Here is a 1,289-nt window from a genome sequence, read left to right on the forward strand (position 1 = left end):
AACTCCAACGGACCGTGGTTGTTGATCGGCAGACCGGCCGCGTTGGTCAGGGTCACGGTGTAAGTCACCGAACCGCCCTCGGTCACGGTGGATTTGTCCGCGGTCAGAGTGGCGATCACTTCGCTGACGGTGTCGTTGATAGCAACCGATGCTGGGCCACCAATGACCAGATTCTCAAACGTCTTACCGGAAACGCTAGCATCAGCGATGCCCAGCGAGACGCTACCGCCATCCTTGTAAACGTCATCACCTTGCGCCGGCAATGCATAGCCAGCTTGAGTTGCGCCTGCGGCGATGACCACAGTTTGGCCATTGCTGAGAGTCACCGTCAGGTCGTGATCCAGTTTCTGGTCGAGTTTGATGGTGAAAGTCGGTGCCTGGTTCTCCAGCACCGGACCAGCGCTTTCGATGGTAACGGTGACCTTGTCGATCACATCGGAAATCGTGGTGACTGCTGGCGTGGTGCTCGGCACCAGGCTCTCGAAGTTGCCACCGGTGGTACCGGTGATGGTGGTGCTGACGGTGCTGCCGTTGACATACACGTCGTTGGCTGCAGTCGGCACATTGACGCTGCCGCTGGTCTGGCCCGCTTCGATGGTAATGACCGAGCCATTGCTCAAGGTCACGGTCATCGGCGTGCCGGCCGGGTTGGTCAGGGTGGCGGTGTAGATGATCTGGCCGCCTTCGGTGATGTTGCCGGTGGCGGTGAGGGTCAGGCCGGTGGTGTCCACGGAGTCGGTGATGGTGGTCACGGCCGGGGTGGTGCTCGGCACCAGGCTCTCGAAGTTGCCACCGGTGGTACCGGTGATGGTGGTGCTGACGGTGCTGCCATTGACATACACGTCGTTGGCCGCAGTCGGCACATTGACGCTGCCAGTGGTCTGGCCCGCTTCGATGGTGATGACCGAGCCATTGCTCAAGGTCACGGTCATCGGCGTGCCGGCCGGGTTGGTCAGGGTGGCGGTGTAGATGATCTGACCGCCTTCGGTGATGTTGCCGGTGGCGGTGAGGGTCAGCCCGGTGGTGTCCACGGAGTCGGTGATGGTGGTCACGGCCGGAGTGGTGTTCGGCACCAGGCTCTCGAAGTTGCCGCCGGTGGTGCCGGTGATGGTGGTGCTGACGGTGCTGCCGTTGACATACACGTCGTTGGCCGGGGTCGGCACATTGACGCTGCCAGTGGTCTGGCCTGCGTCGATGGTGATGACCGAGCCGTTGCTCAAGGTCACGGTCATCGGCGTGCCGGCCGGGTTGGTCAGGGTGGCGGTGTAGATGATCTGGCCGCCTTCGAT

1 protein-coding gene is annotated in these 1,289 nt (G+C 62.1%); it reads right to left on the reverse strand.

Features of this window, described 5'->3' with window-relative positions; genetic code table 11:
* The coding region (locus tag AC07W4_RS27815) for an immunoglobulin-like domain-containing protein (protein WP_495034728.1) at positions 1-1,289 on the reverse strand (1,289 nt) is incomplete at both ends.

This window comes from Pseudomonas sp. GW821-FHT02A08, assembly GCF_059422045.1.